The organism is Streptomyces sp. NPDC059567 (assembly GCF_042735655.1).
Classification (GTDB): Bacteria; Actinomycetota; Actinomycetes; order Streptomycetales; family Streptomycetaceae; genus Streptomyces.
Map to the genome: position 1 here is coordinate 1 of NZ_JBHWBS010000016.1, position 26,674 is coordinate 26,674.

The 26,674-nt window shown below is 70.7% G+C and carries 27 protein-coding genes, 1 pseudogene and 1 riboswitch; of the genes and pseudogenes, 20 read left to right on the top strand and 8 right to left on the bottom strand.

All coding sequences use genetic code 11. From position 1 onward, the window contains the following. Nucleotides 1-213: 213 nt before the first annotated feature. Nucleotides 214-1,668, bottom strand: coding sequence for a tetratricopeptide repeat protein (locus tag ACFVZW_RS10600; RefSeq protein ID WP_384519469.1), 1,455 nt, complete (start codon nucleotides 1,666-1,668; stop codon nucleotides 214-216). An 88-nt stretch (nucleotides 1,669-1,756) separates the two neighbouring features. Between ACFVZW_RS10600 and ACFVZW_RS10605 the strand changes: the two genes are divergently transcribed. Continuing rightward, nucleotides 1,757-3,136, top strand: coding sequence for an FAD-binding oxidoreductase (locus tag ACFVZW_RS10605; RefSeq protein ID WP_384519471.1), 1,380 nt, complete (start codon nucleotides 1,757-1,759; stop codon nucleotides 3,134-3,136). A gap of 31 nt (nucleotides 3,137-3,167) precedes the next feature. Here ACFVZW_RS10605 and ACFVZW_RS10610 read toward each other — a convergent pair whose 3' ends face one another. Continuing rightward, nucleotides 3,168-3,659: an SsgA family sporulation/cell division regulator gene (locus ACFVZW_RS10610; protein WP_384519472.1), complete on the bottom strand. Its 492-nt coding sequence runs from the start codon at nucleotides 3,657-3,659 to the stop codon at nucleotides 3,168-3,170. A 292-nt stretch (nucleotides 3,660-3,951) separates the two neighbouring features. On the opposite strand from ACFVZW_RS10610, the gene ACFVZW_RS10615 reads away from it, so the two are divergent. Continuing rightward, complete coding sequence (locus ACFVZW_RS10615; RefSeq protein ID WP_384519473.1) at nucleotides 3,952-5,442, top strand: RDD family protein; 1,491 nt, start codon at nucleotides 3,952-3,954, stop codon at nucleotides 5,440-5,442. A gap of 79 nt (nucleotides 5,443-5,521) precedes the next feature. Next, the gene (locus tag ACFVZW_RS10620; RefSeq protein WP_384519474.1) at nucleotides 5,522-6,289 is read left to right on the top strand and encodes an RDD family protein; all 768 of its coding nucleotides are present in this window, start codon (nucleotides 5,522-5,524) and stop codon (nucleotides 6,287-6,289) included. A gap of 13 nt (nucleotides 6,290-6,302) precedes the next feature. Here ACFVZW_RS10620 and ACFVZW_RS10625 read toward each other — a convergent pair whose 3' ends face one another. Further along, entirely contained in the window at nucleotides 6,303-6,575 is a 273-nt protein-coding gene (locus ACFVZW_RS10625) for a hypothetical protein (protein WP_384519476.1), read from the bottom strand. Between the two features lie 343 nt (nucleotides 6,576-6,918). On the opposite strand from ACFVZW_RS10625, the gene ACFVZW_RS10630 reads away from it, so the two are divergent. Both ACFVZW_RS10630 and ACFVZW_RS10635 read left to right on the top strand, forming a co-directional pair. Continuing rightward, the gene (locus ACFVZW_RS10630) at nucleotides 6,919-9,360 is read left to right on the top strand and encodes an immune inhibitor A domain-containing protein (RefSeq protein WP_384519478.1); all 2,442 of its coding nucleotides are present in this window, start codon (nucleotides 6,919-6,921) and stop codon (nucleotides 9,358-9,360) included. Between the two features lie 124 nt (nucleotides 9,361-9,484). Next, nucleotides 9,485-9,778: pseudogene (locus ACFVZW_RS10635) on the top strand (hypothetical protein); the annotation flags it as partial. A 134-nt stretch (nucleotides 9,779-9,912) separates the two neighbouring features. On the opposite strand, the gene ACFVZW_RS10640 reads toward ACFVZW_RS10635, so the two are convergent. Beyond that, nucleotides 9,913-10,509: an isochorismatase family protein gene (locus ACFVZW_RS10640; RefSeq protein WP_384519480.1), complete on the bottom strand. Its 597-nt coding sequence runs from the start codon at nucleotides 10,507-10,509 to the stop codon at nucleotides 9,913-9,915. A 109-nt stretch (nucleotides 10,510-10,618) separates the two neighbouring features. Continuing rightward, the gene (locus ACFVZW_RS10645) at nucleotides 10,619-11,947 is read right to left on the bottom strand and encodes a nicotinate phosphoribosyltransferase (protein ID WP_384519482.1); all 1,329 of its coding nucleotides are present in this window, start codon (nucleotides 11,945-11,947) and stop codon (nucleotides 10,619-10,621) included. Between the two features lie 100 nt (nucleotides 11,948-12,047). On the opposite strand from ACFVZW_RS10645, the gene clpS reads away from it, so the two are divergent. From clpS to ACFVZW_RS10695, 10 genes are all read left to right on the top strand, one after another. Continuing rightward, the gene (gene clpS, locus ACFVZW_RS10650; protein ID WP_329120087.1) at nucleotides 12,048-12,353 is read left to right on the top strand and encodes an ATP-dependent Clp protease adapter ClpS; all 306 of its coding nucleotides are present in this window, start codon (nucleotides 12,048-12,050) and stop codon (nucleotides 12,351-12,353) included. Further along, nucleotides 12,353-12,937 (top strand): DUF2017 domain-containing protein, encoded by a 585-nt coding sequence (locus tag ACFVZW_RS10655; protein WP_384519483.1) that lies wholly within the window; start codon nucleotides 12,353-12,355, stop codon nucleotides 12,935-12,937. The genes clpS and ACFVZW_RS10655 overlap by 1 nt, the downstream gene beginning before the upstream one ends. 315 nt (nucleotides 12,938-13,252) lie before the next feature. After that, nucleotides 13,253-14,704: an amino acid permease gene (locus ACFVZW_RS10660; protein ID WP_384519485.1), complete on the top strand. Its 1,452-nt coding sequence runs from the start codon at nucleotides 13,253-13,255 to the stop codon at nucleotides 14,702-14,704. 77 nt (nucleotides 14,705-14,781) lie between these two features. Further along, nucleotides 14,782-15,210, top strand: coding sequence for a M67 family metallopeptidase (locus ACFVZW_RS10665; protein WP_329120093.1), 429 nt, complete (start codon nucleotides 14,782-14,784; stop codon nucleotides 15,208-15,210). Nucleotides 15,211-15,241: 31 nt separating this feature from the next. After that, nucleotides 15,242-15,315: riboswitch (cobalamin riboswitch) on the top strand. Nucleotides 15,316-15,374: 59 nt separating this feature from the next. Continuing rightward, nucleotides 15,375-16,343, top strand: a complete 969-nt coding sequence (locus ACFVZW_RS10670; protein WP_384519487.1) for an ABC transporter substrate-binding protein — start codon at nucleotides 15,375-15,377, stop codon at nucleotides 16,341-16,343. Next, nucleotides 16,340-17,482 (top strand): FecCD family ABC transporter permease, encoded by a 1,143-nt coding sequence (locus ACFVZW_RS10675; protein ID WP_384519489.1) that lies wholly within the window; start codon nucleotides 16,340-16,342, stop codon nucleotides 17,480-17,482. Before ACFVZW_RS10670 ends, ACFVZW_RS10675 begins: the two co-directional genes overlap by 4 nt. Next, nucleotides 17,479-18,264, top strand: coding sequence for an ABC transporter ATP-binding protein (locus ACFVZW_RS10680; protein ID WP_384519491.1), 786 nt, complete (start codon nucleotides 17,479-17,481; stop codon nucleotides 18,262-18,264). The genes ACFVZW_RS10675 and ACFVZW_RS10680 overlap by 4 nt, the downstream gene beginning before the upstream one ends. Before the next feature lie 44 nt (nucleotides 18,265-18,308). Continuing rightward, entirely contained in the window at nucleotides 18,309-18,404 is a 96-nt protein-coding gene (locus ACFVZW_RS10685; protein WP_329120100.1) for a putative leader peptide, read from the top strand. Between the two features lie 98 nt (nucleotides 18,405-18,502). Further along, nucleotides 18,503-18,790 (top strand): MoaD/ThiS family protein, encoded by a 288-nt coding sequence (locus tag ACFVZW_RS10690; RefSeq protein ID WP_329120102.1) that lies wholly within the window; start codon nucleotides 18,503-18,505, stop codon nucleotides 18,788-18,790. Between the two features lie 5 nt (nucleotides 18,791-18,795). Continuing rightward, on the top strand, nucleotides 18,796-19,746 hold the full coding sequence (locus ACFVZW_RS10695; RefSeq protein ID WP_383550282.1) for a PLP-dependent cysteine synthase family protein: 951 nt from the start codon (nucleotides 18,796-18,798) through the stop codon (nucleotides 19,744-19,746). A gap of 19 nt (nucleotides 19,747-19,765) precedes the next feature. Here ACFVZW_RS10695 and ACFVZW_RS10700 read toward each other — a convergent pair whose 3' ends face one another. Further along, nucleotides 19,766-20,293, bottom strand: coding sequence for a type II toxin-antitoxin system PemK/MazF family toxin (locus ACFVZW_RS10700; RefSeq protein WP_384519493.1), 528 nt, complete (start codon nucleotides 20,291-20,293; stop codon nucleotides 19,766-19,768). A gap of 189 nt (nucleotides 20,294-20,482) precedes the next feature. Here ACFVZW_RS10700 and ACFVZW_RS10705 point away from each other — a divergent pair, with 189 nt between their 5' ends. After that, nucleotides 20,483-21,235 (top strand): MBL fold metallo-hydrolase, encoded by a 753-nt coding sequence (locus ACFVZW_RS10705; RefSeq protein ID WP_384519495.1) that lies wholly within the window; start codon nucleotides 20,483-20,485, stop codon nucleotides 21,233-21,235. 239 nt (nucleotides 21,236-21,474) lie between these two features. Here the strand turns inward: ACFVZW_RS10705 and ACFVZW_RS10710 are convergent, their stop codons facing one another. Further along, nucleotides 21,475-22,740, bottom strand: a complete 1,266-nt coding sequence (locus ACFVZW_RS10710; RefSeq protein ID WP_384519497.1) for a PTS transporter subunit EIIC — start codon at nucleotides 22,738-22,740, stop codon at nucleotides 21,475-21,477. Nucleotides 22,741-23,003: 263 nt separating this feature from the next. Then, the gene (locus ACFVZW_RS10715; RefSeq protein ID WP_384519498.1) at nucleotides 23,004-24,305 is read right to left on the bottom strand and encodes a PTS transporter subunit EIIC; all 1,302 of its coding nucleotides are present in this window, start codon (nucleotides 24,303-24,305) and stop codon (nucleotides 23,004-23,006) included. A gap of 174 nt (nucleotides 24,306-24,479) precedes the next feature. Between ACFVZW_RS10715 and ACFVZW_RS10720 the strand changes: the two genes are divergently transcribed. The 4 genes from ACFVZW_RS10720 to rdgB all read left to right on the top strand — a co-directional run bounded on the left by ACFVZW_RS10720 (nucleotide 24,480) and on the right by rdgB (nucleotide 26,652). Continuing rightward, a complete protein-coding gene (locus ACFVZW_RS10720) occupies nucleotides 24,480-24,773 on the top strand; it encodes a glucose PTS transporter subunit EIIB (protein WP_384519603.1) in 294 nt (97 codons plus the stop codon). 73 nt (nucleotides 24,774-24,846) lie between these two features. Next, nucleotides 24,847-25,578, top strand: a complete 732-nt coding sequence (rph, locus tag ACFVZW_RS10725) for a ribonuclease PH (RefSeq protein ID WP_362357406.1) — start codon at nucleotides 24,847-24,849, stop codon at nucleotides 25,576-25,578. An 82-nt stretch (nucleotides 25,579-25,660) separates the two neighbouring features. Further along, entirely contained in the window at nucleotides 25,661-26,041 is a 381-nt protein-coding gene (locus ACFVZW_RS10730; protein WP_384519500.1) for a hypothetical protein, read from the top strand. A gap of 8 nt (nucleotides 26,042-26,049) precedes the next feature. Beyond that, nucleotides 26,050-26,652, top strand: coding sequence for an RdgB/HAM1 family non-canonical purine NTP pyrophosphatase (rdgB, locus tag ACFVZW_RS10735; RefSeq protein WP_384519502.1), 603 nt, complete (start codon nucleotides 26,050-26,052; stop codon nucleotides 26,650-26,652). Nucleotides 26,653-26,674: the final 22 nt, after the last annotated feature.

Here is a 26,674-nt window from a genome sequence, read left to right on the forward strand (position 1 = left end):
CACGTCACAATCTCCCCGCGTTGTGGGGGGGCTAGCCGGGGCCCTGTGACCCGCCCACAACATCTCTCTCCCCGCGGCCCGGGGGGGCGGGCCCCCCCCCCCCGGCCCCCGTCACCATGAGCACCCGGGTCCGCCTGGGCGTCGGCACGCTGCGGCGCCCGCGGGGTTGGCGCCGCAGCGCCGCCGGCTCACGCCCGTCCGCGGGCCGCGGTTCTAGCTCGCCTTCGGCGATTCTCGGGATGTCGGGGTCTCCTCCGGCGACGGCTCGTCCGTCTTCGGTGGCTCCGGGCGCTCCCCGCGGAGTTCTTCCGGCAGTTCGTCCGGTGGGTCGCCGAGCGTCGCCGCCGCCTTGCGGGCCTTCGGGGCCAGCAGGGGCGAGAAGTCCGGGTTGATCCGCAGCGCCTCCGCCAGGTGGCGGCGGGCCGGGCCGTACTCCTCCACCGCCCGCTCGATCTCGCCCCGGTGGTACGCGAACAGCGCGCTCCGCAGCCCCTCGTCCGTCGCCCGCTTCGCGTACTCCAGCGCCTCCTTCGGCTCCCCCGAGCGGTACAGCGCCCACCCCAGCGCGTCCGCCACCTGCACCGACCGGTGCCCCCGCGCCCACTCCGCCCTCAGCCGCCGTACCGCCGCGCCCGGGTCGCCGTGGTCCGCCTCGAACAGGCCCAGGACCGCCTCCGCGTTGACCCACGTCCGCGTCCGCAGCAGGTCGTACTGGCTCCGCGCGTCCCCGTCCAGGCCCAGCGACTGGTAGAGCTCGCCCGCCTCCAGGACGTACTCCGGCAGCGGCAGCCGCGCCAGCGCCGCCCGGTAGCCGAGGACCGCCTCGTCCGTGCGGCCGAGCGCCGCGAGCGCCCGGGCCCGGCCGGCCAGCGAAGGGCCGTGGTCCCCTACGAGCGCCAGGGCCTTCCCGTACTCCGTGAGCGCCTCCTCCGGCTCCCCCCGCTCCCAGGCCAGATCGCCGAGCCGGGACAGCGCCGCCGCCTTCTCCGCGCCCGACTCCGCCTGTCCCACCGCGTCGAGCGCGGCCGCCGCCGCGTCCTCCCGCCAGCCCCGGTCGCGGTACATCTGCGCCGTCCGCGCGCTGACCGCCCCGCCCGTGCGCAGCTCCTCCAGCGTGGAGAGCGCCTTCCGGGCGGACTCGTACTCCCCGAGCCCGTTGTACGCGTCGATCAGCAGCGGGTACGCCGACCAGCGCTTCGGCTCCTCCTTGCGGACCGCCTCGCCCCAGGTCCGCGCCGTCCGCCAGTCGCCCCGCGCGTTGGCCAGGGCGCCGAGCCCCAGCTGCGCGTCGAGGTTCCCGCGCGCGGCCGGCCGCACCTCCAGCGAGCGCTTCAGCGCACGCTCCGCCCGCGGGTAGTACGTCGTGTCGCCGAGCCGCGTACCCCGTTCCGTGTACGCCGCCCCCAGCACGGCCCAGGACGCCTCGTCCTTCGGATGCTTCTTCAGCCACTTCTCGCGGTCGGCGATCAGCGCGCCCAGGTCGGGCAGCGAGGCCGGCGCGCCCGCGTTCGCCGCGAGCACCGCACGCTCAGCGGGACCGGGGGCGGGCGGCTTCCCGTCGCCGAACAGACCGGGAGCGAGATCGGGGGCGTACAGCAGTGCCGTCGCCGCGAGCACCGCGCCCACCCCGGCGGCCAGGACCGACCTCGACACGTTCTCCGTCTTCATGCCGCTCACTGTGCGCCTGTACGAAGAGCACACGAAGCGCCCACTCCGGCGGGTTCACACCGATGGCCCCGGCTGCCACGCTGGACGCATGGACGATCTTCTGACGCGGCTCCACGCGGAACTGCGCGCGGGCCTGCCCGCCGAGGCGCTGATCACCGACCCGGACGTCACCGCTTCCTACTCCCACGACATGGCGAGCTTCTGTACGGCCGGTACCCCCGCGGCCGTCGTGCTCCCGCGCACCGTCGAGCAGGTCCAGCACATCATGCGGACCGCGACCGCGCTGCGCGTCCCGGTCGTCCCCCAGGGCGCGCGCACCGGTCTGTCCGGCGCCGCGAACGCCTCCGAGGGCTGCATCGTGCTGTCGCTCGTCAAGATGGACCGGATCCTGGAGATCAGCCCGGTCGACCGGATCGCCGTCGTCGAGCCGGGCGTCGTGAACGCCGTCCTGTCCCGCGCCGTGAACGAGCACGGTCTGTACTACCCGCCGGACCCGTCCAGCTGGGAGATGTGCACGATCGGCGGGAACATCGGCACCGCGTCCGGCGGTCTGTGCTGTGTGAAGTACGGGGTGACGGCGGAGTACGTCCTCGGTCTGGACGTCGTCCTCGCCGACGGGCGGCTGATGTCGACCGGCCGGCGTACCGCCAAGGGCGTCGCCGGATACGACCTGACCCGGCTCTTCGTCGGCTCGGAAGGCAGTCTCGGCATCGTTGTCGGTGCGACCCTCGCGCTCCGGCCGCGGCCTCCCGTACAGCTCGCGCTCGCCGCCGAGTTCCCCTCCGCGGCAGCCGCCTGCGACGCCGTCTGCGCGATCATGGAGCGCGGCCACACGCCCTCGCTGCTCGAACTCATGGACGGCACCACCATCCGCGCCGTCAACAGGATGGCGAACATGGGGCTCCCCGACACCACCGAGGCCCTGTTGCTGTGCGCCTTCGACACCCCGGACCCGGCCGCCGACCTGGCCGCCGTCGGGGAGCTGTGCGCGGCGGCGGGGGCCACCGAGGTCGTCCCCGCCGAGGACGCCGCCGAGTCCGAACTCCTCCTCCAGGCGCGCCGGCTGTCGCTGACCGCCCTGGAGACGATCAAGTCCGCGACGATGATCGACGACGTGTGCGTGCCGCGCACCAAGCTGGCCGCGATGCTCGACGGCACCTCCGCCATCGCGGAGAAGTACGACCTGACCATCGGCGTCTGCGCGCACGCGGGTGACGGCAACACCCACCCCGTCGTCTGCTTCGACCAGGCGGACGAGGACGAGTCGCGCCGGGCGCGGGAGTCCTTCGACGAGATCATGGCCCTCGGTCTGGAGCTGGGCGGCACGATCACCGGTGAGCACGGTGTGGGTGTGCTGAAGAAGGAGTGGCTGGCGCGGGAGTTGGGGCCGGTGGGCGTGGAGATGCAGCGGGCCATCAAGCGGACCTTCGACCCGCTGGGGATCCTCAACCCCGGAAAGCTGTTCTGACGCCGGCACCCTCCCGGGTGTCGACACCCCCTCACACCTCACCGTCCTGGGACTCGTCCGACGGCCACGGGTCGCGCAGCCACAGGTCGTCGGCGACCGAGGTGGTGGCGAGCAGTTCGGCCAGGCCGTCGTCGATCCCGAGCTGCTCGGACTCGGTGCCCGGCGGAACGGCGCGCAGGGTCCGCTCCAGCCACGCGGACACCTGCGCGGACGGCGCTTCGAGCAGCGCGTCGCCGTCGGGGGAGGAGAGCGCGATCAGGACGACGTTGCGCCCGTCGACCTTGGTGGGCCAGATACGGACGTCCCCGTGGCCGCACGGCCGGAAGACGCCCTCGACGAGCAGCTCGCGGGCGAACGTCCAGTTGACCGGGTGGTCCGAGCCGATGTGGAAGGTGATGTGCACGGCGTACGGGTCGTCGGTGCGGTACGCGAGCCGGGCGGGCACGGGGATGGAGCGCTCGGGGGAGAGCACCAGCTTCAGCTCCAGCTCCCGCTCGACCACGGTGTTCTCGGTGTTCTGCATGGCGTGACGTCCTCTCCGGTCCGGGGCCCCGGGTGGGCCCGCACCCGAAGAGAGCGCGGTCGTGGCCGCCCATTACGCGACTTCGGAGAAGTTTTTCGAGGAGATTTTCGCGAGGATCCGGCAGGATCGTCGGCCCGAGCGTGACGGTGAGTGGCGGGATCCGTGGGTATGTCGCTCGAAGGCGGGTTTCTCACGGCCACGTTCTTCCCGCGGCACCGTTCTTCGTTACTGTCCTCCTTGGGCCGGCAGGCCCGATGTCGTAGAAGCGTTGTCACGGAACGGAGTCGGGGCAGTGGCTACTCCTCCTGGAGCCGGCGGGGAGGTACCTCAGGCCGGGTACTACCCGGACCCGTCCATTCCCGGATACATCCGGTACTGGAACGGGGGCGCCTGGGTGCCCGGGACGAGCCGTCCCGCGCCCAAGGAGGGCGAGGCGCCGCCGGCCGCCCCGGCCGGGGTGATGCCCGCGGGGCCGGCGCTGGCCCCGAACCCCTCGCCCGCGCCCGTGGTTCCGTCCACCCCGGTGCCCGCCGTGGAGGAGACGGGACCCGTCTTCCTGGACGAGGAGCCGGTCGCCGAGACGCGGCCCGAGCCGGCCTCGGCCTGGCAGGCGGACGTCTCACGGCAGACCGGCTTCGGCGGCGACCGGGACCAGCGGGTCTCGTGGGGCGCCCCGGAGGCGGAGCCCGCAGCCGCGACGCCGGCCGCGCAGGACCCTCGCGTGGCCGCCTCCCGGACGTCTGACCCCGAGCCCGCCCCCACGCCCGCCGCGCGCCCCGCGACCACGTCGCCGGCGCGACTCGGCGGCATGCCCGTCACGCCGGCTCCGGCCGCCGATCCGACGGGCGGCGCGCTGCCCGGCGTACGGCAGCCGCAGGCGGAGGGGACCATGACGATCCGTTCCCTCGCGCCGCAGGGCGGGCAGGCGGCCCCGTCGGCCCGTGCGCCCCAGGGCGCCCAGGCGCTGCAGGCCCCGCACGGCACCCAGGACGCCTCCGGCGCACAGAGCCCGCAAGGTCCGCAGGCCCTCAGGTCCCCGCAGGGCCCGCAGGCCCCGCTCCCGCACGTTCCCGGCCAGCCCCAGCCCCAGCCCCAGGCCGCGCCGGCCCCCACTCCCGCCGCTCCGGCGCCGGTCACCACCGGCCCCGGCGGCGGCGCCCCCTCCTGGCCGCAGCAGGTGCAGCAGCTCGCGCAGTCCGCGCCCGGCGCGGCGAGCCCCCGGGCCGAGGCCGAGCAGCCCGTCCTCCCCTGGAAGCCGCCCGTCGAGGACCCGTTCCTGCAGGCCGCCCGGGCGCAGGCCGCCGCCCGCCCCGCCGGACTCGGAAAGCGCCTCGTCGCCCGGCTCGTCGACACCCTCGTCCTCGGCGCGCTCGTCGGAGGGGCGTCGTTCCCCTTCGTGACCCAGGCGCTCGACCACATCGACGCCAAGATCGAGGCGGCCAAGCAGACCGGGACCACGGTCCAGGTCTGGCTCCTGGACGGCACGACCTCGCTCAACTTCGGGATCGCGCTCGCCGCCCTGCTCGTCATCGGTGTGCTGTACGAGGCGCTGCCCACCGCCAAGTGGGGTCGCACGCTCGGCAAGAAGCTCTGCGGTCTCCAGGTGCGGGACATCGAGGCGCACGAGCCGCCGACGTTCGGCGCGGCCCTGCGGCGCTGGCTCGTCTACAGCGTCCTCGGGCTTCTGGTCCTCGGCGTCCTCAACGTCCTCTGGTGCCTCTTCGACCGGCCCTGGCGTCAGTGCTGGCACGACAAGGCGGCTCACACGTTCGTGGCGCGCTAGGCCGAGGGGCCCGTACGGCGGTCGCTCGAACGGGCGGCGATTCCTTGCGGGGCCGTGGCTCGCGGGATGCACTGCCCCCATGAGCAACGACCAGCCGACGCCCGGCCAGCCGCCCGAGGACGACCCGTTCCTCAAGAAGCCGCAGGAGCCCACGCCGCCGTCGGCGGGCTCTCCGCCAGGGGGCGGCGGCCAGCCGCCCCCCGAAGGACCGCCGCCGGGAGGTCCCCCGCCCGAGGGGCCGCCGCCCGGAGGACCGCCGCCCGGGGGGCCTCCGGGCGGCTCCCCGTACGACAACGCGCCGCCGCCGCCCCCGCCGTACGGCTCCCAGCCCTACAGCGGCGGGGGTGCCTACGGCGGCGCGGACCCGCTCGCAGGGATGCCGCCGCTCGCCGACTCCGGCAAGCGCATCCTCGCGAGGATCATCGACTGGCTGATCGTCGCCATTCCGCTCGCGATCATCGGCATTCCGTTCAACGTGTACGACCGGGCGACCGACGGCGACGACTTCGGTGACACCATCACCGCGACCAGCACCGGCACCGGCCTCGTCTTCCAGCTCATCACCATCGTGGCGTTCGTCGCGTACGACACCGTGATGGTGGCGAAGGACGGCCAGACCCTCGGCAAGAAGTGGTTGAAGCTGCGGGTCGCGATGCTCAACGACGGCTCCACACCGCCGATGAACGCCTCGCTGATCCGCGCCGTCGTGCTGTGGCTGCCGGCGCTGATCTGCTGCGCCTGCCTGTGGCCGCTGCTCCTGCTGATCCTGATCCTGGTCGACAAGCCCTACAAGCAGGGCCTGCACGACAAGGCCGCCAAGACCGTGGTGGTGTCCGTGCCGCAGTAGCGACGGAACAGCCTCACGAACCGATCCGGGTATCGACCCCCGCGCCCACCGGCGCGGCCGGTACCCGGATCTCGTCGTTCCGGGGGAGGGGCGGTACGGGTGCGACGGTCGCCTTGCGGTGCACGGGCATCGTCACCGTGACCAGCAGCCCGAGAAGCAGTCCCGCGGCGCTGATGACGACGATCCCCAGCGCGGTCGTGGTGCGGGACAGCAGCAGCAGGGCGACGGTCGAGAAGACGACGGTGGCCGAACCATAGGCGAGCTGTGCGGCGTTCGGACGCGGCATGACGGGTACCGTCCCTCGAAGCATCGGCGGGTCGCACTCGCGAGCGACTCTACGACGGTGGATGCCCGAGCGAAACGGGTAGTAAGCGTGACCTAACCCACGGTACGGATGCACGGGGGGCGCATGGAGTCATCGGTGCCGCCAACCACCCCGCAGGGTGCGCCTGGTGGACGTCCGGATAACGGAAATCGACTCCTGCATAGTGCAGTTGGCCTGCTCAAGTCAAGGTCTGTCTTTTCTCGCGTAACTCCGGTCGAATGTCGTCACTTGTGACGCGCGACCCCGCCCGCGGACACCCCACCCTCGGTCCGTGCGGTCGTGGGCGCCGGGGAGGAATCATCAAGTGACCAACAGACGACGGGCGATCAGAGCGTCCGCAGTCGTCGTGGCGCTCGCGGCCACCGCCGCCAGCGCCTCGGCTTTCGCCACCGCATGGGCCGACGACAGGGGCCCGGGGGCACCGGCCGGCATCGAGCGTCAGGACCCGGCTCCGGGTGCCGGCGTCGACAAGACGGCGGTCGACCACGACCTCGAGGGCCCCTACAGCAAGCAGCAGGAGCAGCAGCGCAAGGCTGCCCTGGAGCAGGTGCTGAGCGGCGAGACCAAGGTCGAGCGCCGCGGTGGTTCCCAGGTCGTGAAGCTCGACAGCAAGAAGTACGTCGAGCTGGGCCGTGAGAAGACCGACAAGATCTTCACGATCCTCGTCGAGTTCGGCGACAAGGTGGACAACACCACCCTGGTCGACCGCGCCGACGACGACACGACCGAGCCGAAGCCGAAGTTCGGCGGCACGCCCGGCCCGCTGCACAACCAGATAGCCGAGCCGGACCGTGCGAAGGACAACTCCACGGCCTGGCAGAAGGACTACAACCAGCAGCACTTCCAGGACCTGTACTTCGGCACCGGCAAGGACAAGAAGGGCCAGCCGAAGCAGTCCCTGAAGACCTACTACGAGAAGACCTCCTCGGGCCGGTACTCGGTCGAGGGCGGCGTCTCGGACTGGGTCAAGGTCGAGTACAACGAGGCCCGTTACGGCTCGAACTACTGCGGCAACAGCAACTGCGCCAACGTCTGGGACGCCGTCCGCGACGGTGTCACCGCGTGGACCGCCGACCAGAAGGCCAAGGGCCGTACCGACGCCCAGATCAAGGCCGACATCGCGCAGTACGACCAGTGGGACCGGTACGACTTCGACGCCGACGGCAACTTCAACGAGGCCGACGGCTACATCGACCACTTCCAGATCGTCCACGCCGGTGAGGACGAGTCCGCGGGCGGCGGCGCCCAGGGCTCCGACGCCCTGTGGGCCCACCGCTGGTACGCGTACGGCACGGACGCGGGCAAGACCGGCCCGTCGCACAACAAGTCCGGCGGCACGCAGGTCGGCAACACCGGCATCTGGGTCGGCGACTACACGATGCAGCCCGAGAACGGCGGCCTCGGCGTCTTCGCCCACGAGTACGGCCACGACCTGGGTCTGCCCGACCTGTACGACACCTCGGGCAAGCCGGGCGCCGAGAACTCGACCGGCTTCTGGTCCCTGATGTCCTCCGGTTCCTGGCTCGGCCGGGGCAAGGACTCCATCGGCGACCTGCCCGGCGACATGAACTCCTGGGACAAGCTGCAGCTCGGCTGGCTCAACTACACCAAGGTGAGCAACGAGCAGCGCGGTACGAAGTCCACCCACAAGCTGGGCGTGGCCGAGTACAACACCAAGAACCCGCAGGCGCTCGTCGTCGAGCTGCCGAAGAAGAAGGTCACCACCGATGTCGTCGCGCCCGCCGAGGGTGCCACGCAGTGGTGGAGCGACATGGGTGACGACCTCAAGAACACCCTGACCCGCTCCGTCGACCTCACGGGCAAGTCGAAGGCCACCCTGGAGCTCAAGGGCTGGTACGACATCGAGCTGGACTACGACTACCTCTACACCGAGGTGTCGACGGACGGCGGCGCCAACTGGACCGCCCTGGACGGCACGGTGGACGGCAAGCCGCTGCCCCGCGACGCGAGCGGCGCCCCGGCGCTGACCGACGTCTCCGGCGCGTACAAGCCGCTCGTCTTCCCGCTGGACGCCTACGCGGGCAAGAAGTTCGACCTCCGCTTCCGCTACCAGACGGACGGCGGCGCGGGCGGCAAGGGCTTCGCGGCCGACGCCATCACGCTGACCGCCGACGGTGCCACCGTCTTCTCGGACAACGCCGAGAACGGTGACAACGGCTGGACGGCCAAGGGCTTCTCGCGGATCGCCAAGGGCTTCACGAAGGAGTACGAGCAGTACTACATCGCGGAGAACCGCCAGTACGTCTCGTACGACGCGACCCTCAAGGTCGGCCCGTACAACTTCGGGTTCACGGGTGACAAGGCCAGCTGGGTCGAGCACTACCCGTACCAGAACGGTCTGCTGATCTGGCAGTGGGACACCTCGCAGAAGGACAACAACACGGCCGTCCACCCCGGCCAGGGTCTGATCCTTCCGATCGACGCCCACCCGACGCCGCTGAAGAACGCCGACGGCACCCTGATGCGCAACCGCGTCCAGGCGTACGACTCGACGTTCGGCACCTACCGCACCGACGCGATCCGGCTGCACAAGGCGGACCAGCCGGCGTGGGTGAAGTCGCAGCCCGGCGTCCCGGTCTTCGACGACCGGCGGGGCACGTACTGGTACACCCAGACCGAGCGGGCCGGTGTCCAGGTAACTGACACCAACACCAAGATCGCGGTCGTCAAGGAGCCGAAGGACGGCCAGACGATCACCGTCCAGGTGGGTCCGTCTCAGAAGTAATCTGCATCGCTGCAGGTCAAACCATGATCGGCCGTCGCCCTCTAGCGGGCGGCGGCCGATCGTGTTTAGGTGCCTCTGACCGAGTTCTTATTGACAGCAAGCTCACAGGGGGAGTGGTTTCGGGATGCCCGGTGGAGGGTTCTGCAAGTTGCCAGGCGGCAGCGTGGTCGTCGCGATCGGGCTGCCGAGCCCGGCCGGCGACGGGGTCACGGTCCGCTTCCTGGTCCATGCCGCGAACCGCGCCCGCGCCCTGACCCGGCTGCGGAACCTGGGCCTGCGAGCGGTCTACCTCCGCGGCAACGCGGAGCCCCCGACCCCGGACGAGATCACCGCGGTCCTCCACCACCCGGACGGCCTCCTGTGGAGATCGACGGCCAGAGAGCTCTGGCACTCGGCCCGTCTGCTGCCCCGCGAACCCGTGGTGAGTACACATACCGCCGCAGGGCCGGAACGCATGGACATATCCGCCGACCCGCACCCTGTCGACCGGGGCGCACAGCCGGCGGACCTGTACCCGCACCCCGCCGACCTGGCCGTCCGCCTCGGCAGCCCTCAGACGACGGGCTTCCCCGTCAGCTGAACCCCGGCGCCCCGAAGCTCCTCCAGCGCCCGCTCCGTCGTCTCCTTGGCCACGCCCGCCGTGAGGTCGAGGAGGACCTGGACCTCGAACCCCTCCCGCGCGGCGTCCAACGCCGTCGCCCGCACGCAGTGGTCCGTCGCGATCCCCACCACGTCGACCTCGCGCACGTCCCGCTCCCGCAGCCACTCCGCGAGCGTGCGGCCGTTCTCGTCGCGCCCCTCGAAGCCGCTGTACGCCGCCTCGTACGCCCCCTTGTCGAACACCGCCTCGATCGCCCCGCTGGCGACCGCCGGCGCGAAGTTCGGGTGGAAGCCCACGCCCTCCGTACCGGCGACGCAGTGCACCGGCCAGGAGGTGACGTAGTCCGGCTCCCGGCCCGCCGGGGCGAAGTGGTCGCCCGGGTCGACATGGTGGTCACGCGTCGCCACCACGTGCTGGTACGCGGCGCCCGCCGTCTCCCCGACCAGGTCGGTGATGGCGGCGGCGACATCCGCACCCCCCGCCACCGCGAGGCTGCCGCCCTCGCAGAAGTCGTTCTGAACGTCCACGACGATCAATGCGCGGTGCATGGCGGGTGTCCTTTGGTGGGCCGGTGGGGGGAACGGAGGGTCACGGAAGGGGGAATGACGTCGAGCCTAGAGACTTCCCCCTCCTCGCGGGAGGGGGCGTCGCAGGGTGTTACACGTACTCCGTCGGCAGCACCGGCTCGCCCCGCGACAGCTGGATCGCCGACATCGGCAGCCCCGCCCGCGCCTCGAAGTGCCGCGTCCGCGCCGCCTCCAGCGGCTCGCGGGCCACAACGTCGCCGCCCTTGACCAGCTCGACGAGCAGGTGGCGGTCGGCGAGCTCCGGCGGGACGGGACCCGTGCCGATGACCTCGGCCTCCGCGACGCCCTCCGCGTCCGTCCGGCGCGCCGCCCACTTGCGGCCGCCGACCGAGGCCTTGCCGCCGACCGACTTCTTGGCGACCGGGGTCAGCGGCGCCTTCGGGTCGGCCGACGTGGCCCGGGCGACCAGCTTGTAGACCATCGAGCAGGTCGGGTGGCCGCTGCCGGTCACCAGCTGCGTTCCCACGCCGTACGCGTCGACCGGCGCCGCCGCCAGCGAGGCGATGGCGTACTCGTCGAGGTCCGAGGTGACCACGATCTTGGTGTTCTTCGCGCCCAGCTCGTCCAGCTGCGCCCGCACCCGGTGCGCGACGAGCAGCAGGTCCCCGGAGTCGATCCGGACGGCCCCGAGCTCCTTGCCCGCGACCTCGACGGCGGTGCGCACGGCCTCGGCCACGTCGTAGGTGTCGACCAGCAGCGTCGTACCGCGGCCGAGCGTCTCCACCTGGGCCTGGAAGGCGTCCCGCTCGCTGTCGTGCAGCAGAGTGAAGGCATGCGCGGAGGTGCCGACGGTCGGGATGCCGTAGCGGAAGCCTGCCGCCAGGTCCGAGGTGGAGTCGAAGCCGCCGACGTACGCGGCGCGCGCGGAGGCGACGGCGGCCAGCTCGTGGGTGCGCCGGGCGCCCATCTCGATCAGCCGCCGGCCGCCGGCCGCGGCCGACATCCGGGAGGCCGCCGCCGCGATCGCCGAGTCGTGGTTGAGGATCGAGAGGATCACGGTCTCCAGGAGCACGCACTCGGCGAAGGAGCCCTCGACCCGCAGGATCGGGGAGCCGGGGAAGTACACCTCGCCCTCGGGGTAGCCCCAGATGTCGCCGGAGAAGCGGTAGCCCGCCAGCCACCTCAGCGTCGGCTCGTCGACGATGCCCTGGTCGCGCAGGAAGCCGAGGACGCCCGGGTCGAAGCGGAAGTTCTCGACGGCGTCCAGGACGCGTCCGATTCCGGCCACCACTCCGTAGCGCCGCCCCTCGGGCAGGCGCCGGGTGAAGACCTCGAAGACGGATCGCCGGTCGGCGGTGCCGCCCCGGAGGGCGGCCTGCAGCATGGTCAGCTCGTACTGGTCGGTGAAGAGCGCGGTCGACGGCACGTCCACCGGGAGCCCAAGGTCCGCAGCGTTCATGTCAGCGATGCTACACGAGAAATCGTCAGAGTGACGATTTCTCGGGCCGGGAGGTGACCCGTTTGTGCGACCCCCCTTCCGAGGTGGCAGCATGGGGTAAGTGAGCGTCGCGCCTATTGAGATCGAACGTACGGAGTCGGCCGAGGAGACCCACGCGGTCGTCGAGCCGGACGTGCCCTGGGTGACCCTCGTCCACAACGATCCGGTCAACCTGATGAGCTATGTGACCTACGTCTTCCAGGCGTACTTCGGTTACTCCAAGGACAAGGCGCACAAGCTGATGCTCGACGTGCACCACAAGGGCCGCGCGGTGGTCTCCAGTGGCACCCGCGAGGAGATGGAACGGGACGTGCAGGCGATGCACGGTTACGGGCTGTGGGCGACCCTCACCCAGGACCGCGGCTGATGGCGGGCCATTTCGAGGCGCTGCCCGGCGGCGGCGCGGCCGTCGCGCTCGACGAGGTCGAGATCTCCATCCTGCGCTCCCTCGCCGTCCAGCTCCTGGAGCTGATCGGGCCGGGCGACGAGCCGGTGGAGGGCGAGGACCCGCTGGCCGCGCTCTTCGCCGAGGGCCCGAGCGAGCCCCCGTCCGACCCCGCGCTCAAGCGGCTCTTCCCCGACGCGTACGGCGACGAGGACGAGGAGCTGCGGGCCGCGGCGGCCGACTTCCGGCGCTACACCGAGAACGACCTGCGCGCGCGCAAGCGCGAGGACGCCCTCGCGGTCATCCGCAGCCTGGACGCGCTCTCCTCGGGCGGCGAGGGCGGGGCGATCCTCAAGCTCACCGCCGACGAGTCCCGGTCCTGGCTCGGCGCTCTCAACGACCTCCGGCTGACCATCGGGACCCGTCTGGAGGTCACCGACGAGGACGAGGGCGGCGAGCTCTACCGGCTGCCGGACGCCGATCCGCGCAAGCCGATGGTGATGGCGTACCTCTGGCTCGGCGCGCTCCAGGAGTCGCTCGTCGAGACGCTGATGTCCGGAGCCTGATGCCCGGCGTTCGGGCGGTGTTCGCTCAGCGGACGCTCAAATCCGGATAACGAATACGTCACCAAAGTCTTCTCGTTGGCCCTCTTGAGTGACTTTTGTCCGGTTCTCCCTGTGGCGTGCGTCACTTCGACGCGCGCCGATCACTGTTTCCCCCGTGATAAATCTTCACGACCGCCCGGGGACGCCACCCCTGTTCCCGGGGGCGCTTGGACCGGCTGACCGCCGGTAGCACTCCATCCATATCCGGGGGGATCAGGACCTGATCCGCAGCCAGACGCAGTCGGCGCGGATCGGCATGGAGAAAGGCGCACCACCATGACCTCAGTGCAGGTCGACAAGCAGCACGACGGCAGTGAGGCCGCGGACTCCGCCGACGGCGAGGGTTATCACCGGGCACTCGGCGCCCGCCAGATCCAGATGATCGCGATCGGCGGCGCCATCGGCACCGGCCTCTTCCTGGGCGCGGGCAAGGGCATCTCCAAGGCGGGCCCCAGCCTGATCCTCGCGTACGCCATCGCGGGCCTCGTCATCTTCTTCATCATGCGGGCGCTCGGCGAGCTCCTCATGTACCGCCCCGTGTCCGGCTCCTTCTCGGAGTACGCACGCGAGTTCATCGGCCCCTTCGCGGGCTTCGTGACCGGTTGGACGTACTGGCTCTTCTGGGTCGTCACCGGCATCACCGAGGTGACCGCGGCCTCCGAGTACATGCAGTACTGGACCAAGAACGCGGATGGGATCCTCGATCAGCCGCAATGGGTCTTCGCCCTGATCTTCACGGTCGTCCTGTTCCTCGCGAACCTGATCTCCGTCAAGCTCTTCGGCGAGCTCGAGTTCTGGTTCTCGATGGTCAAGGTCACCGCGATCGTCGGCATGATCCTGATCTGCGCCGGCATTCTCACCATCGGCTTCTCCGACGCCGGTGACACGGCCTCGATGACCCTGCTGTGGTCCGAGGGCGGCTTCTTCCCCAAGGGCATCGGCTCCACCCTGATGACCCTGCAGATGGTCATGTTCGCCTTCCTCGCGGTCGAGCTGGTCGGTGTGACGGCGGGCGAGTCCAAGGACCCGAAGACCGTCCTGCCCAAGGCCATCAACACCGTGCCGTGGCGCATCGCCGTCTTCTACGTCGGCGCGCTGATCATGATCCTGTCGGTCGTCCCGTGGACCCACTTCCAGCCGGGCGTCTCCCCGTTCGTCGCGGCCTTCGAGAAGATGGGCCTCGGCGTCGGCGCCGCGATCGTGAACTTCGTCGTCCTGACCGCCGCGCTCTCCTCCTGCAACTCGGGCATGTACTCCACCGGCCGGATGCTGCGCGACCTCGCGCTCAACGGCCAGGGCCCGAAGTTCTTCACCAAGCTCACCAAGAACGGCCTGCCGCTGGTCGGCACGTCCTTCTCCGCCGGGCTGATGATGGTCGGCGTCTGGATCAACTACCAGTGGCCCGGCGACGCCTTCAACTACGTCGTCTCCTTCGCCACCATCTCCGGCATGTGGGCCTGGATCATGATCCTGATCTGCCAGGTCCGCTTCCGCCTCAAGGCCGACCGCGGCGAGCTGCCCCAGTCGTCCTTCAAGGCGCCGGGCGGCATCTGGGCCAGCCTCTTCGCCCTCGCCTTCATCGGCATGGTCATCGTGATGATGGGCATCGACAAGGACGCGCGGATCTCGCTGTACTGCGCGCCGCTGTGGGCCCTGATCCTCGGCGTCGCCTACCTCATCCTGAAGAGCCGCAACCCCGAGGGCGCGGCCTTCGCCAAGCGCTCGTAACGCAGCTCCGTCCAGCATTCGAGCCGTCCCGTACCACTCCTCGGTACGGGGCGGCTCCTTTGCTTATCCTGTCCGACATGCTGACCATCACCCGGGCCCTGTACGACCAGATCGTGGAACACTCCCGCGCGGACCACCCCGACGAGGCCTGCGGCGTGGTCGCGGGCCCGGTCGGCGCTGGCCGCCCCGAGCGGTTCATCCCGATGCTGAACGCCGCGCGCTCGCCCACGTTCTACGAGTTCGACTCCGCCGACCTGCTGAAGCTGTACCGCGAGATGGACGACCGGGACGAGGAGCCCGTGATCATCTACCACTCGCACACGGCCACCGAGGCGTACCCGTCGCGCACCGACATCTCGTACGCGAACGAGCCCGGCGCCCACTACGTCCTGGTCTCCACCGCCGACAGCGACGGCTCCGGCCCCTTCCAGTTCCGCTCCTTCACCATCGTCGAAGGCGTCGTGACCGAGGAGGACGTCAAGGTCGTCGAGGCGTACGACGCCTGAGAGACTGACCCGACACCAGGGCGGCAGGACCCAGGAAGCCGGTGTGAATCCGGCACGGTCCCGCCACTGTGACCAGCGCCTCCGGGCGCCGGGAGCCAGGAACTGACCTGCCGCCTCTCACCACCGACTGGGGACGTGGAAATCCCCGGAGGAGGCACTCCGTCATGACCTGGCGCCGCCGTACCCTGCTGCCCGCCGCCCTCGTCTCCCTGCTGGCCGGCTGCGCGGCCCCCTCGGAGCAGGCACCCGCCGCGAAAGCCGCACCGGGATTCCCGTACACCGTCTCCAACTGCGGTGTGAAGACGACGTACCAGGCCCCGCCGCGGCGGGCCGTCACCATGAACCAGCACGTCACCGAGGTCATGCTCGCCCTCGGCCTGGAGAAGTCCCTCGTCGGCACCGCCTACCTCGACGACCGGATCCTGCCCGCGTACAAGAAGGCGTACGACTCGGTGCCGGTGCTCGCGAAGGAGTACCCCGCCAAGGAGGCGCTGCTCGCCGCGAACCCCGACTTCGTCTACGGCGGCTACGCCAGCGCCTTCGACGCCAAGGCCGGGCGCAGCCGGGACGACCTGAAGGCCGCGGGCGTCAACACCCGCCTGAACACGGAGTACTGCCCCTCGGGCGCCTCCTCCCTCGCCGACCTCTACCGGGAGGTCGACGAGGTGGGCCGGACCTTCGGCGTCCCGGACCGGGGCGCGCGATGGACGGCCGAGGCGAAGAAGACCGTCGCGGCGACCGAGCGGAAGCTGAAGGGGCTCGCCCCGGTGTCGGTCTTCGTCTACGACAGCGGCGACAAGGCGGCGTTCACCGCCGGAGGCAAGGGCATCGGCAACGAGCTGATCACCCGCGCCGGCGGCCGCAACGTCTTCGCCGACCTCGACAAGACCTTCGGCGACGCGACCTGGGAGCAGGTCGTCGCCCGCAAGCCGGACGTGATCGTCATCTACGACTACGGCTCCACGACCGTCGAACAGAAGAAGAAGCGGCTCCTGGAGGACCCGGCCCTCAAGGACGTCCCGGCGATCAAGAACAAGCGCTTCGCCGTCATGCCCCTCTCGGACGCGGTCCTCGGCGTCCGCGTCCCGGCGGCGATCGAGAAGCTCGCGACCCAGCTCCACCCGACACGATGACGGCCACCCCGGACGCGGACGCTTCGGGTCTGTCCGGTCCCGGCTCGTCCGGGCCGGTGCTGCATGGATCGGCGGCCGGCGGTCCGTCCGGACGGGACGCTCGCGGTCGCCCGTCCGGGGCGACCGGGCCCGGTCGGTATCTCCTCGTCGTCGCCGGGCTCGTCGCCGCTCTCGTGGTCTCCGTCGTCGCCGGCGTCGCCCTCGGGTCGGTACGGATATCCGTGGGCGACGTCGCCGAGATCCTCACCGGCCGCGCCGCTCCCTCCCCGTACCGCACGATCGTCCTCGACGTCCGGCTGCCCCGCGTCCTGCTCGGCGCGATCGTCGGCGCCGGGCTCGCCGTCGTCGGCACCGTCCTGCAGGCCCTCGTCCGCAACCGCCTCGCCGACCCCTTCCTGCTCGGGATCTCCTCCGGCGCCTCCACCGGCGCCGTCCTCGTGCTCGTCCTCGGCATCGGCGGCGGGGTGACCACCACCGTCGCCATGCCCGCCGGGGCCTTCGCCGGCGCCCTGCTCGCCCTCGTCCTCGTCTACGGCCTGGCCCGCCGCGGCTCCACGATGACCGGCGCCCGGCTCGTCCTCGCCGGCGTCGCCGTCTCGTACATCCTCTCCGCGCTGACCACCCTGATCCTGGTCCTCGCGGGCCGCCCCGAGCACTTCCAGGAGGCGATGTTCTGGTCCCTCGGCGGGCTCGGCAGCGCCCGCTGGGAGACCCTCGCCCTGCCGGCCGCCGTCCTCGCCGTCGGCATCGCCACCCTGCTCACCCTCGCCCGCCCGCTCGACCTGCTCCTCGTCGGCGAGGAGGGCGCGACCGTCCTCGGCCTGGACACGGCCCGCTTCCGCGCCGCCGTCTTCGTCCTGGCCTCCCTCGTCACCGCCGTCATGGTCTCCGTCAGCGGAGCCGTCGGCTTCGTCGGCCTGATGGTCCCGCATGCCGCCCGCATGGCCGTCGGCGCCTCGCACCGCCGCCTGCTGCCGGTCGCCGCGCTCGGCGGGGCGACCGCCCTGATCCTGGCCGACCTCGCCGCCCGTACCGTCGCCGCGCCCCAGGACATCCCCGTCGGCGTCCTCACCGCACTGACCGGCGGCCCGTTCTTCCTCTGGCTCATGCGCCGCCGCGCCGAAGGGAGCCCGGTATGACCGAGCTGCGTACGCGGGAACTCTCGTACGGGACACGTCTGCACGGCGTCGACATCACCGCCCGCCCCGGCGAGACCGTCGGACTCGTCGGCCCCAACGGCAGCGGCAAGACCACCCTCCTGCGCTGCGTCTACGGCACCCTCACCCCCACATCCGGCCGCGCGCTCCTCGACGGCGTCGACGTGCACGGCCTCGGCGCCAAGGCGCGGGCGCGCCGCATCGCCACCGTCCCGCAGGACGGCGACGCCGAGTGGGAGCTGACCGTCCGCGAACTGGTCGTCCTCGGCCGCTCCCCGCACAAGCGCTTCTGGGAGGGCGACACCGGCGACGACCTCGCACGGACCGAGGCAGCCCTCGCCCGCGTCGGCATCGCGGAGCTCGCCGACCGCCCGTACCCCACCCTCTCCGGCGGCGAACGCCGGCGCGCCCTCGTGGCCCGCGCCCTCGTCCAGGAACCGGCCCTCCTGGTCCTGGACGAGCCCACCAACCACCTCGACATCCGCTACCAGTTGGAGGTCCTGCGCCTCGTCCGCGACCTGGGCACCACCAACCTCCTCGCCCTCCACGACCTCAACCTCGCCGCCCTCTACTGCGACCGGCTCTACGTCCTCGCCGGAGGCCGGATCGTCGCCCAGGGCACGCCCGCCGAGGTCCTCACCCCGGAGCTGCTGTCGACCGTGTACGGGGTGGAAGCCGAGGTCGTCCCGCATCCCAGGACCGGCACCCCGACCGTCCTCTATCTCCCCGGTCCGCCTGTCGAGCGCGATCTGTCCGTCATGTGAGATCACATTCCGGAACCCGGACCGGGAATCGATACGATGACCGCATGGTTTCCCACGACGTGAGCGAAGTGACGCCGGGCAGCGTGCTGCTCGTGGCGCGGTTGCACGTCGACCTGTGCCGCCTCGCCAGCGCGATGTGAGCGGGGGCGCACACCAGCGCACCCAGGAGCACGACCCCCCGCGCGGGGGCATTCAGAGCCGCGCGCCTTTCACGCCACTTCCGACAGGAGCCCACGCCATGGCCATCGAGGTCCGCATCCCGACCATCCTCCGCACCTACACCGACGGCGCCAAGGCCGTCGAGGGCAGCGGTGCGACGCTCGCCGAGCTCTTCACCGACCTCGAGACCCGTCACGCGGGCATCCAGGCCCGGATCGTCGACGAGGCCAAGGGCGGCGAGCTGCGCCGCTTCGTCAACGTCTACCTGAACGACGAGGACGTCCGCTTCCTGGACGGCATCAACACCAAGCTGACCGACGGCGACAACGTCACGATCCTGCCGGCCGTCGCCGGCGGCATGGTCTGATCCACATGCGTTACGACTCCCCGCTGGCGGCGGTCGGCAACACGCCCCTGGTCCGGCTGCCCCGGCTCTCGCCCTCGGACGACGTCCGCATCTGGGCCAAGCTGGAGGACCGCAACCCCACCGGTTCGGTCAAGGACCGCCCCGCGCTCCACATGATCGAGCAGGCCGAGAAGGACGGCCGGCTCACCCCCGGCTGCACCATCCTGGAACCGACCAGCGGCAACACCGGCATCTCGCTCGCGATGGCGGCCAAGCTCAAGGGCTACCGCATCGTCTGCGTCATGCCGGAGAACACCAGCGAGGAGCGCCGACAGCTGCTCGCCATGTGGGGCGCCGAGATCATCTCGTCCCCCGCGGCGGGCGGGTCGAACACCGCGGTACGCGTCGCCAAGGAGATCGCGGCCGAGAACCCCACGTGGGTGATGCTCTACCAGTACGGCAACCCGGACAACGCGGGCGCTCACTACGCCACGACCGGCCCCGAGATCCTCGCCGACCTGCCCTCCGTCACCCACTTCGTGGCGGGCCTGGGCACCACCGGCACCCTCATGGGCGTCGGCCGCTACCTGCGCGAGCACAAGCCGGACGTCAAGATCGTCGCCGCCGAACCGCGCTACGACGACCTCGTCTACGGCCTGCGGAACCTGGACGAGGGCTTCGTGCCCGAGCTGTACGACGCCTCCGTCCTCACCACCCGCTTCTCGGTGGGCTCGGCCGACGCCGTCACCCGTACCCGGGAACTCCTCCAGCAGGAGGGCATCTTCGCCGGTGTCTCGACGGGCGCGGCGCTGCACGCGGCGATCGGCGTCGGCAACAAGGCCGTGAAGGCGGGCGAGAGCGCGGACATCGTCTTCGTCGTCGCGGACGGCGGCTGGAAGTACCTGTCGACCGGCCTCTACACGGCGGCGACCACGGAAGAGGCGATCGAAACGGTCCAGGGCCAGCTCTGGGCGTAGCCCTCACGGCGCTCCGCGCTCACGAGGCCAAATGGCGGACCTGGTCCCAGACGACCGGGTCCGCCGTTCCCACTCTGCGACGGAACTCCCACACCGGGATCTCCCGCAGCTCGTCCGTCTCCAGGAAGCTGGGCCGCCCCCGCGCGTCACCCACCGACCCCGGCGGCAGCGCGATCACCCCCGGCCGCTCGTCGTGGTACTTGCTGGTGATCTTGGCGACCAGCGCGGAGTCCCCCCGCAGCGCCAGCACCAGGCACGGACGGTCCTTCGCCCGCCCGTCTCCCGCCACCGCCCTGCCCGACGCGCTTCGCGCGGCACCTTCCGATTTCGGCCCGTCCTCGTACGGCACGTCCGCCCGCCAGATCTCGCCCGCCCGCGGCACCCGAGCGGGCGCCTTCCCCGGGGCGCGCGGCCGGGCCGGGGGGCGCGCGGGCGGCCGCGTCCGCCCACCGGGCCGCCGACCCGAGCGCTTCAGGCCGTCCGCCACCGCCACGACCAGCGCGATCACCACGACCGCGACGAGCGCCGGCCACCAGGACGTGTCCATACCCCAAGACGTTACCGGCGACCCGTACCCCGCGCTCTCCCGCCCCAGGTCCATCCGAACCGGTGACAGAGCCCGTGAGTTCGCCCACAACGGGACGCCGCGGAGGAGCGACGAGCCCTGACGCGCCTTACGCTCGACGCATCGCACGACCTCCCCAGCCGCTTCTCCGCCCTCGGAGGTTCACGCTCCATGAAGCTCACCGTCGTCGGCTGCTCCGGGTCCTTCCCGTCCGCGGATTCGGCCTGCTCGAGCTACCTCGTAGAGGCCGACGGCTTCCGGCTGCTCCTCGACATGGGCAACGGCGCCCTGGGCGAGCTGCAGCGCCACATCGGTCTGTACGACCTCGACGCCATCTTCCTCAGCCACCTCCACGCCGATCACTGCATCGACATGTGCGGATACTTCGTCGCCCGCTACTACCGCCACGACGGCGGACGCTGCGAGCCGATCCCGGTCTTCGCCCCGGAGGGCGCCGAACAGCGCCTGACCACGGCGTACGCGGACACGCCCTCGGACAAGTCGATGAGTGAGGTCTTCGACTTCCGGACCCTGAAGTCCGGCTCCTTCGAGATCGGCCCGTTCTCCGTGCGTACGGAGAAGGTGTGCCACCCGGTGGAGGCGTACGCCATCAGGATCGAGCACGGCGGCCGTTCGCTCACGTACTCGGGCGACACGGGCGTCTGCGAGGCGCTGCACGAACTGGCGGACGGCACGGATCTGTTCCTCTGCGAGGCGTCCTTCACCCACGGCAAGGAGGACATCCCGGCGCTCCACCTCAACGGCCGGGAGGCGGGCGCGGAGGCGGCCCGCTCCTCGGTGGGCCGGCTGGTGCTGACCCACATCCCGCCGTGGACGGACGGCGCCCAGAACCTGGCGGATGCGCGGGCGGTCTACGACGGGCCGTCGGAGCTGGCGTACGCGGGCGCGGTGTACGAGGTCTGAGGCATACGGGAAGGGGCCCGCCCGGCCCGTAGGTCGCGGCGCGCGCGGAGGGGCGGGGGCGGGGGGGGACGCAGGGGGGGGAGCGGGCAGACAGGGCGGGGCGCGGGGGGGGGGGGGGGGGGGCGCGGGCGCGCGCGTGGGGGGGGGGGCGGGGGGCGTGGGTGCTCGTGCGCCGGTCCGCCCGGCCCCCGCCCCCCACCCGGGGGGGGCCGGCCCCCCTTCCGTCGTACGGGCGAGGCTCACGCCTTGGTGAGGTCCTCGAGCTCCTCCTCGGGCTCGCGGCCCGGGGTCATGATGTTGAACTTGGTGATCGCGAAGCGGAAGACCACGTAGTAGATCACCGCGAAGACCAGGCCGATCGGGATGATCATCCAGGGCTTGGTGGCGTAGGTCCAGTTCAGGAAGTAGTCCAGCGCACCGGCGGAGAAGGTGAAGCCGTGGTGCACGCCGAGGGCCGAGGTGATCACCATCGAGGCGGCGGTGAGCACCGCGTGGATCACGTACAGCAGTGGCGCCAGGAACATGAACGCGAACTCGATGGGCTCGGTGATGCCCGTGACGAACGAGGTCAGGGCCAGCGAGAACATCATGCCGCCGACGACCTTGCGGCGCTCGGGGCGGGCGGCGTGGGTGATGGCGAGCGCGACGGCCGGCAGCGCGAACATCATGATCGGGAAGAAGCCGGACATGAACTGACCGGCGGTCGGGTCACCGTGGAAGAAGCGCGGGAGGTCGCCGTGCCAGACCGCACCGGTGGAGTCCGTGAAGGATCCGATCTCCTGCCAGGCCACGGTGTTCACGAACTGGTGCATGCCGACCGGGAGCAGACCGCGGTTGATGGCGCCGAAGACGCCGGAGCCGACGGCGCCCAGCCCGGTCATCCAGTTGCCGAAGTCGGTGATGACGTTGCCGACGGGCTCCCAGAGCAGACCGAAGAGAACACCCATCACGGTGCCGACGAAGGCCATGATGATCGGGACGAGACGGCGGCCGTTGAAGAAGCCGAGCCAGTCGACCAGCTTGGTGCGGTGGTACTTCTGCCATATGACGCCGGCGAGCAGACCCATGATGATGCCGCCGAAGACCTTGGGGTCGTTGTACGTCGCGGCGACGTCGACTCCCTTGTTGGCGGTCGTGTTGACGACGGCCTCGGAGGTCGGGAACGCGGTGAGCACGTTCTTGTAGACCAGGAAGCCGACCAGTGCGGCGAGCGCGGTCGAGCCGTCGGCCTTCTTCGCGAAGCCGATCGCGATGCCGACGCAGAACAGCAGCGGCATGTTGGCGAAGACCGCGTCACCCGCCGTGGCGAAGACGGAGGCGACCTTGTCCCAGCCGAGGCCTTCGGCACCGAACACGTCGGGCTGGCCGAGACGGAGCAAGATACCCGCGGCCGGCAGTACGGCGATCGGCAGCTGCAGGCTGCGACCGACCTTCTGCAGGCCCTGGAACAGGCCGGATCCGCGCTTCTTCGCGGGAGCGGCGGCCTGGGCGGTGGCCGTACTCATCAACTTCCTCCAGTAAGGCAAGGCGCCGCCAGAGGACATGAAAAGGGGGCGACGGCGGCGTCTCGTGGAACGCGGTGGACTGGACCGCGTGGTCTACACCAATGAGTGGTGTAGACCAGTTTTAGCACGTGAGACTTAGATAAGGAACCTGCGAATTCTGTGTGCCCGGGCCATAGCTGGGCGTGAACGACGAAAGGCCCCCGGACCATGAGGTCCGAGGGCCTTGAAGGGCTCCGTGCGCCGGGTCGAAAGGCCCGGATCGGCTACGCCTTGGTGACGTCCCGATCCATCTCCTCGCCCAGCTCGTCCGGCTCCCGCCCCGGCGTCGGGAGATCGAACTTGGTGATCGCGAACCGGAAGATCACGTAATAGACGAGCGCGAAGCCCAGGCCGATCGGAATGATCAGCCACGGCTTCGTCGCGAGGCTCCAGTTGATGACGTAGTCGATCAGACCCGCCGAGAAGCTGAAGCCGTCCTTCACTCCGAGCGCCCAGGTCACGGCCATCGACACACCCGTGAGCACGGCATGGATCGCGTAGAGCACCGGGGCGATGAAGAGGAACGAGTACTCGATCGGCTCCGTGATGCCGGTGACGAACGAGGTCAGCGCGACCGAGAGCATCATGCCGCCCACCTCCTTGCGCCGGTGCGGTTTGGCGCAGTGGGTGATCGCCAGCGCGGCCGCCGGGAGCGCGAACATCATGATCGGGAAGAAGCCCGTCAGGAACTGACCGGCCTCCGGGTCGCCCGCGAGGAACATGGGGATGTCGCCGTGGACCGTCGTCCCGTCCGGCTTTTCGTACGTGCCGAACTGGAACCAGATCGGCACGTTCAGGAACTGGTGCAGACCGATCACCAGCAGCGCGCGGTTGGCGACACCGAAGATGCCCGAACCCCAGGCGCCCAGGCCCACCAGCCAGTCGCTGAAGTTCTCCAGCGCGTCGCCGATCGGCGGCCAGACCCACAGGCACAGGGACGCGAAGGCGATCGCCACGAACGTCATGATGATCGGCACGAGCCGGCGGCCGTTGAAGAAGCCCAGCCAGTCGACGAGCTTCTTCCGGTGGTAGCGCTGCCAGAACCAGGCTGTGAGAAGACCGATGACGATGCCGCCGAAGACGCCCGGGTTCTGGTACGTGTACCCGCTGAAGGCCTGCTCGGGGGCCAGGCAGCCGCCGTTGATGTCCGCCGTTCCCGGCGGACAGGTCTCGGGGAACTGGCGCAGCACGTTGAAGTAGACGAGGAAGCCGACCGTGGCCGCGAGTGCGGTCGAGCCGTCCGCCTTCTTCGCCATGCCGATCGCGACACCGATGCAGAACAGCAGGGGCAGACCGAGGTTGCCGTCGAGCAGCGCGCCGCCGGCGCCCGCCATCACCTTCGCGACGTTGTCCCAGCCGAGCCCGTCCGCCCCGAAGACGTCCGGCTGTCCGAGGCGGTTGATGATGCCGGCCGCCGGGAGGACGGCGATGGGCAGCTGGAGGCTGCGGCCCATCTTCTGCAGGCCCTGGAAGAGAACGCCCCACCTCGACTTCCGCGGCGGCGCGGCGGCGCTTTCCGTACTCATCGGCGTCCTCCCTGACCCGGAACAAGCCGGGCCCGACTCGCGTTGCACACTGGTGTAGACCAGTTGCGATAGGCTCCCGGAGCCCGCTGAGGGCAGGTTGCCGGTGATCGTCATCATTCGACAGAACCCGGGCACCCGCTCGCGAAGTTGGGCCAACCGTGGGTTACCGTGACAATGCGGACCATCGGTGCGCCGAGACTCACGTTTCTTGAACGGAACGGACAGGGAGAGAACATGGCCAGCAAGGCTGAGAAGATCGTCGCCGGGCTCGGCGGCATCGACAACATCGAAGAGGTCGAGGGCTGCATCACCCGCCTCCGCACCGAGGTCGTGGACCCCTCCAAGGTCGACGAGGCCGCGCTCAAGGCCGCCGGCGCCCACGGCGTCGTCAAGATGGGCACCGCGATCCAGGTCGTCATCGGCACCGACGCCGACCCCATCGCCGCCGACATCGAAGACATGATGTAACCAGCCTCATCGCCCGCGGGGCCCGTTCCGGCAGGGGAACGGGCCCCTCGCCATGTACGGCTACGCTCGTGCCATGTCTCGTATCGACGGCCGTACCCCCGAACAGCTCCGCCCCGTCACCATCGAACGCGGATGGAGCAAGCACGCCGAGGGCTCCGTCCTCATCTCCTTCGGCGACACCAAGGTCTTCTGCACCGCCTCCGTCACCGAAGGCGTCCCGCGCTGGCGCAAGGGCAGCGGCGAGGGCTGGGTCACCGGCGAGTACTCGATGCTGCCGCGCGCCACCAACACCCGCGGCGACCGCGAATCCGTCCGCGGCAAGATCGGCGGCCGTACGCACGAGATCTCCCGCCTCATCGGCCGCTCCCTGCGCGCCGTCATCGACTACAAGGCGCTCGGCGAGAACACCATCGTCCTCGACTGCGACGTCCTCCAGGCCGACGGCGGCACCCGCACCGCCGCCATCACCGGCGCCTACGTCGCCCTCGCCGACGCCGTCGCCTGGGCCCAGACCAAGAAGCTGGTCAAGGCCGGCCGCAAGCCGCTCACCGGCACCGTCGCCGCCGTCTCCGTCGGCATCGTCGACGGCACCCCCCTCCTCGACCTCTGCTACGAGGAGGACGTCCGCGCCGAGACCGACATGAACGTCGTCTGCACCGGCGACGGCCGCTTCGTCGAGGTCCAGGGCACCGCCGAGGCCGAGCCCTTCGACCGCAAGGAGCTCAACGCCCTCCTCGACCTCGCCTCCGGCGGCTGCGCCGACCTCGCCGAGATCCAGCGCAAGGCGCTCGAAGGAACTCTCTGAGGCGCCACGGCGTCTCCATGAACACGGGCGTACGGCAGGAGCCGTACGCCCGTACATCCATATCCCCTGGGGAGGACCCGTCTTGAAGCGCCGTCTCGCACTCACCGTGGCCTCGGCAGCCGTACTCACCACCACCCTCGTCGGCTGTGGAGCACTCGACAAGGCGATGGACTGTGTCGCGACCGCCGACGCGATAGCCACCAGCGTCAGCAAGCTCGAACAGGCCGCCTCCAGCGCCTCCAACGACCCGACGCAGCTCAACGAGTCCCTGAACGAGATCTCCACCGAACTCGGCAAGCTCAAGGACACGACGGACAACGCCGACCTCTCCAAGGCCGTCGACGACCTCACCAAGGGCGTCGAATCCGTCAAGACCTCCGTCAACAACGGCGACACCACCCCGGACATCAAGCCGATCACCGACGCGGCCACCGAGATCGGCAAGGTCTGCACCCCGGGATAATCGGGACCATGACCCGTCTGATCCTCGCCACCCGCAATGCCGGGAAGATCACCGAACTCCACGCGATCCTCGCCGACGCAGGCCTCACCCACGAACTCGTCGGCGCGGACGCGTACCCGGAGATCCCCGACGTCAAGGAGACCGGCGTCACCTTCGCCGAGAACGCCCTCCTCAAAGCCCACGCCCTGGCCCAGGCCACCGGCCTGCCGGCCGTCGCCGACGACTCCGGCCTCTGCGTCGACGTCCTGAACGGCGCCCCCGGCATCTTCTCGGCCCGCTGGTCCGGCACCCACGGCAACGACCGCGCGAACCTGGACCTGCTCCTGGCCCAACTCGGAGACATCGACGACACCCACCGCGCCGCCCACTTCGCCTGCGCGGCAGCCCTGGCCCTCCCGGACGGCACGGAACGCGTGGTCGAGGGCCGACTGCGCGGCGTACTGCGCCACACCCCGGTGGGCACGAACGGCTTCGGCTACGACCCGATCCTCCAGCCGGAGGGCTACGAGGTGACGTGCGCGGAACTCTCCCCGGAGGAGAAGAACGCGATCAGCCACCGCGGGAAGGCGTTCAGGGCGCTGGTACCGGTGGTGCGGGAGCTGCTTGGCTGAGGGCAACGCCAAGGGCGCGTCA